The organism is Streptomyces sp. (genome assembly GCF_019510245.1).
In the GTDB taxonomy this organism is placed as follows: Bacteria; Actinomycetota; Actinomycetes; order Streptomycetales; family Streptomycetaceae; genus Streptomyces.
On record NZ_JAEKKT010000272.1, the window covers coordinates 1 to 4,772 of the forward strand.

The 4,772-nt window shown below is 70.2% G+C and carries 5 protein-coding genes; 3 read left to right on the forward strand and 2 right to left on the reverse strand.

The window, feature by feature from the left end; translation table 11 throughout:
- Positions 1 to 44: 44 nt before the first annotated feature.
- Positions 45 to 1,631, forward strand: a complete 1,587-nt coding sequence (locus JF597_RS48565) for an alpha/beta hydrolase (RefSeq protein WP_294012142.1) — start codon at positions 45 to 47, stop codon at positions 1,629 to 1,631.
- Positions 1,632 to 1,703: 72 nt separating this feature from the next.
- Here JF597_RS48565 and JF597_RS48570 read toward each other — a convergent pair whose 3' ends face one another.
- Entirely contained in the window at positions 1,704 to 2,132 is a 429-nt protein-coding gene (locus JF597_RS48570) for a MarR family winged helix-turn-helix transcriptional regulator (RefSeq protein ID WP_294012130.1), read from the reverse strand.
- Between the two features lie 80 nt (positions 2,133 to 2,212).
- Here JF597_RS48570 and JF597_RS48575 point away from each other — a divergent pair, with 80 nt between their 5' ends.
- Both JF597_RS48575 and JF597_RS48580 read left to right on the forward strand, forming a co-directional pair.
- Positions 2,213 to 2,641 carry a PaaI family thioesterase gene (locus JF597_RS48575; protein ID WP_294012133.1) on the forward strand — a complete coding sequence of 143 codons (429 nt, stop codon included), beginning with the start codon at positions 2,213 to 2,215 and terminating at the stop codon, positions 2,639 to 2,641.
- A 74-nt stretch (positions 2,642 to 2,715) separates the two neighbouring features.
- Positions 2,716 to 3,813, forward strand: coding sequence for a chemotaxis protein (locus JF597_RS48580; protein WP_294012136.1), 1,098 nt, complete (start codon positions 2,716 to 2,718; stop codon positions 3,811 to 3,813).
- 16 nt (positions 3,814 to 3,829) lie between these two features.
- On the opposite strand, the gene JF597_RS48585 is transcribed toward JF597_RS48580, so the two are convergent.
- Positions 3,830 to 4,243, reverse strand: coding sequence for an SsgA family sporulation/cell division regulator (locus JF597_RS48585; RefSeq protein WP_294012139.1), 414 nt, complete (start codon positions 4,241 to 4,243; stop codon positions 3,830 to 3,832).
- Between the last annotated feature and the right edge of the window lie 529 nt (positions 4,244 to 4,772).

Consider the following 4,772-nt stretch of genomic DNA (forward strand, 5'->3'; position numbering starts at 1 on the left):
CTTATCGTGATCGAGGGCGCCGATGGGCGTCCTTGGAGGCATGGATGCTCGCCAAGGTGACGAGGCGGCGATGCGCTCTCTCCGGAGCCGTGGGGCTGGCCCTGCTCGGCGCCGGACTGCCGTCCGTGGTCACGGACGGATCCGGACCGGACCTGTCGCGCTTCTACCGCCAGAAGATCAAGTGGTCGAAGTGCGTGGGCATGGAGGCCCCCGGCGACCTGCAGTGCGCAAAGATCACCGTTCCCCTCGACTACGCGAAGCCCCGCGCGGGCACCCTCGACCTGGCACTCGCCCGCTACCGGGCCACCACCAAGCACAAGCGTGGCTCGGTGGTGCTGAACTTCGGCGGCCCGGGCGGCGCGGGCGTGCCCGCACTCGCGGCCGGCGGCGACGACTTCATGAACCTCACGGACGAGTACGACGTGGTGTCCTTCGATCCACGCGGCGTGGGCAGGTCCTCCCCGGTCAGCTGTGGCAACGGCACCGACGAGGCGCTCGCGGCCACCGACGACGACACCGCCTTCAACCGGAACCCCCAGGCCGTGCTCGGGAAGCTCCGGAAGGCCGCCGACCAGTGCACCAAGCACTCCGGGCCCGTGCTCCCGCACATCGGCACGGTGAACGTCTCCCGCGACCTGGACGTCATACGCCAGGCCCTCGGCGACAAGAAGCTCAACTACCTCGGCTTCTCGTACGGCAGCCGGCTGGGCGCGGTGTACGCGGCCCAGTTCCCCAAGAAGGTGGGCCGCCTGGTGCTGGACGGTGTGGACACCCTCACCGAGCCGCTGGCCGAACAGGGCGTGGCGGGCGCCGCAGGGCAGCAGACGGCGCTGGAGGACTTCGTAGACTGGTGCGTGAAGGACATCGCCTGTCCCTTCGGCACCGACGCGCGCGGCGCCCGGGAACAGGTCCTGCAACTCGTGGCGTCGCTGGACGAGGACCCGGTGCCGACGGACTTCGGCCCCGACTTCACCGGCCAGGACCTGGTGGGCGCCATCGGCCAGGCCCTCTACAGCAAGGATCTTTGGCCCTCGCTGGAGCGGGCGCTCGCCGAGCTGGTGGAGCAGGGCGACACGACAGGCGTCCTCGGTTTCACGAGCGGCGGCTCCGATGTCCTCACCCGCGCGCATTCTCCCTCCGGCGACCCGACGCACAGCGCCCTCGCCGACGTGGAGGACGTGCCGTTCGACAATCTTCCGGCGGCGCTGATGGCGGTCAACTGCGCGGACGATCCCGACCGCCCCGGCGCCGACCGGATCACCAAGGACCTGACCCGGCTGCGCGCCGCCTACGAGCAGGCGTCGCCGGTCTTCGGCCGCTACCGCCTCACCGAGTACCTGCTCTGCTACGGCCGCCCGAAGGGCACCGACTTCATCCGCGAGAAGGTGCGAGACGTCCGCACCCCGAAGATCCTCCTCGTCGGCACCCGCGGCGACCCCGCGACGCCGTACCGCTGGACCGTGGAGACCGCGAAGCGCCTCGGCGACTCGGCCGTGGTCCTCGACAACAAGGGCGAGGGCCACACCGGTTACGGCTCCTCCAAGTGCGTGCGCCGCAAGGTCGACGACTTCCTGCTCTACGGCAACCTGCCGCCCGACGGCAGCTCCTGCGGACCCGAACGCGACGACTGAGATCCACTCGGTCCGCGATCCCGGCGCACGAGTGAACGCGGCGAGGATGCCGAGGAGTTGAACAGGTGCTCCCTAGGACTCCCAGTACGCGAGCCGGTGCATGGCCGTCGCCGCCCCGGTGAAACCGTCGTCGCCCAGCGCCTCGCGCAGTTCCGTGTTGAAGCGGTCGATCTCGGGCTGGGCGGCCCGCAGGGCATCGGTTCCGGCGTCGGTCAACTCCAGTACGACGGCCCGGTGTTCACGCGGGTGCGGCCCCTTCGCGAGGAGACCCGCCGCCGTCAACCGGCCGACCAGCCCGGTCACGGCCGACTCGCGCAGTCCGAGCGTGCGCGCCAGTTGCTGCTGGGTGATGCCCGCCTCGTCGTGCACGGCGAACAGGGCGCCGAGCTGGGCCGTGGTGACCCCCGCGGCGGCCAGGCAGCGCCGGTCCGCAGTGGTCCGCAAGCGGTGCGCGGCCCGCTGGAGCAGGAAGTAGAGACGCTGGTCGTCGGGCTCGGGCATGCGCCGATGTTGACAGACGGGAGTGGTTCACGCCAGTCTCACTTCACCAGTGAAGTGAGACGCGAGACGGAGGTGGGCGAATGACCCGGACCCTGGATTTGGAGCTCGCCCGGAAGGTCCTGGCGGCACAGCCGTTCAGCACGCTGGTCGGCGCCCGCCTGACGGCGTTCGAGGAAGGCGGGGCGACTCTGGAGTTCGACATCCGCGGCGACCTGCTCCAGCAGCACGGCAGCGTGCACGGCGGAGTGCTCGGCTACGCGGCGGACAACGCGCTCTCCTTCGCGGCAGGCTCGGTGGCCGGCTCCGCGGTGACCACCGCCGGCTTTTCCATCGACTTCCTGCGTCCGGCCCGCGGTGAACTGCTGCGCGCCCGCGCCCGGGTCGTACGGGCCGGCCGCACCCGTGTGGTGTGCCGCTGCGACCTGAGCACCGTGGACGCCGACGGCGCCGAGACCCTGTGCGCGGTGGCCCAGGGCTCGATCGCCGTACTCGAGCCGCTGAAGACCTGAGCTTTCAGAACTCATGAATGCCCGATCAAGTTGCCCCAAATGCCCGATCGGCCAATCGGTCCTATGGTGCTCTTATGGAGCACGCACTCAGCCCTGCGACCCTCTCCGAACTGCGCCGCCCGCGCGCCTATCCGGCGGTGTCCGTACTGACGCCGACCCACCGCCGCGAACCCGAGAACGCCCAGGATCCGGTCCGGCTGCGCAACGTGGTGGCCGAGGCCAAGAAGCAGCTGGAGGCAGACCCGGCGGTCCCCCGGGAGCGGCGCGCCGACGTCGTCCGGCAACTCGACCTGGCCCTCGCCGAGATCGATCTGACGCACACCGAGGACGGTCTGGTGATCTTCGCCGCTCCGGGCGAGCACCAGGTGTGGACCCTGTCCCGTGCCGTACCGGAGCGCGTGGTGCTCTCGGACACCTTCCTGACCCGCAACCTCGTCTCCGCCCAGGCCTCGGAGCGCCCTTTCTGGGTGCTGTCGGTCTCGGCCGACCGCGCCACACTGTGGAACGGCGGTGTCGACCGCGTCACCGAGCACCGCGCCGGCGGCTTTCCGCTGACCAGGACCCGCGAGAATTTCGACGCCGAGCGCCTGGAGCGGATCGGTGACATGCCGAGCACCTTCCGGGACGAGGACACGCGGCACTTCCTGCGGGACGCCGACACCGCGCTGGCCAAGCTCCTGCGCGAGCAGCCGCGGCCGCTGTACATCACCGGCGAGACCGCGGCGCTGTCCGCGCTGGACGACGTCGGCAGCGTCACCAAGGACGCGGTGCACGTCCCGCACGGCGGTCTCGCGCACGGCACCCCGGACGCGGTCTGGCATGCGGTCCGGCCACTGGTCGCCGCGGAGGCCCGCAAGAGCACCGACGCGGTGACCCTGGAGCTCGAGGCGGCGCGGGGACGGCGGGCGTTCGCGGCCGGTGTCGACGAGATCTGGCAGAGCGCCCGCGAGGGTCGACTGCGCTTGCTGGCCGTCGAGGAGAACTACCGGGTGACGGTCCGCGACGACGGCGGCGACCACCTGATCCCGGCCGAGAGCGGCGACCTCGACGCCCGCGAGGACATCGTGGACGAGATCGTCGAACAGTGCCTGGAGACCGGCGCCGACGTCCGCTTCGTACCGGACGGCACACTGGGCGGCTCCGACGGCATCGCGGGGGTGCTGCGGTACTGAGACCGCCGCACCCCTCTCAGACACCCCCGAACAGCGCGCTGAGCCCCTGCTCGACGGCCTCGCCGAGGTCCTCCTGTCCCGCGCCGACCACCGCATAGGTCCGCAGCAGGAACTCGCGCAGGTCGGGCGTGTCGAACTGGAGGAGGGCGAGGCCGTACGGCGAGTGGAACTCCACGACCGTCGTGCTCCGGCCGCACGGCCAGATGTGCACGTCCCCGCCGCCGGCCGGTCCGCTCAGCCCCTCCTCCAGCAGGACACGGGCGAAGGTCCAGGTCACTCCCTGTCCGTCCAGGCAGACCTCGGGCGGGAAGTCGACGCAGAGGGCCAGCGGGTCGGTGGAGTCGTAGCGCAGGAGGGCGGGGACGGGCAGTTCCTGGCTCTCCGCCGTGATCAGCCGGGCGCGGGCAGGCTGCTCGATGGTCGTGTCCATACGGTCTCCACTGCGGGCGAGAGGTCGGCCGGTTGTGCCGATGTGTACTTACGAGCTCGCAGGTGCCGTTTGCATTACGCCGGAACGGGAGTGAATTAATGTGACCTGTGTCACACAGCAAAAATCCACCGGTTCCCCGTATGCCAAACTCCTTAGAACACAGGACCGTCGAACATATAAATGAGCACCGGATCGGCCATTCCGCCGACCGCCAAGTCGCGTACGCCGTCTACGACTTGAGACAACAAAGGGCGTAGACGACACGCCCCGCTCGACCGCTCCGTGAAGACTGTGGCATATGCCAGAAGCACCACCGTATCGGGTGCCGCCAAATCCCTTACAGCGCGTCGCGCCCTGTGCAACAGTCGTAACGGTCCCTCCGTCCCGCCCAGGTCGAACCGTCCCCGCATCGGAGTGCGTCATGCCGTCCCACCTCTCCGCGGACCACCCCGCCGCCCAGCCGCCAGGACGCGGCTCGGTCGACGCGCTGATTTCGCAGACGCGGCGGCTCAAGGGCGACGTGGACGCC

What these genes read in the sequence shown, in the direction of transcription:
- JF597_RS48565 (WP_294012142.1), top strand. Translation starts at nt 45, where the DNA reads ATGCTCGCCAAGGTGACGAGGCGGCGATGCGCTCTCTCCGGAGCCGTG.
- JF597_RS48570 (WP_294012130.1), bottom strand. Translation starts at nt 2,132, where the DNA reads ATGCCCGAGCCCGACGACCAGCGTCTCTACTTCCTGCTCCAGCGGGCC.
- JF597_RS48575 (WP_294012133.1), top strand. Translation starts at nt 2,213, where the DNA reads ATGACCCGGACCCTGGATTTGGAGCTCGCCCGGAAGGTCCTGGCGGCA.
- JF597_RS48580 (WP_294012136.1), top strand. Translation starts at nt 2,716, where the DNA reads ATGGAGCACGCACTCAGCCCTGCGACCCTCTCCGAACTGCGCCGCCCG.
- JF597_RS48585 (WP_294012139.1), bottom strand. Translation starts at nt 4,243, where the DNA reads ATGGACACGACCATCGAGCAGCCTGCCCGCGCCCGGCTGATCACGGCG.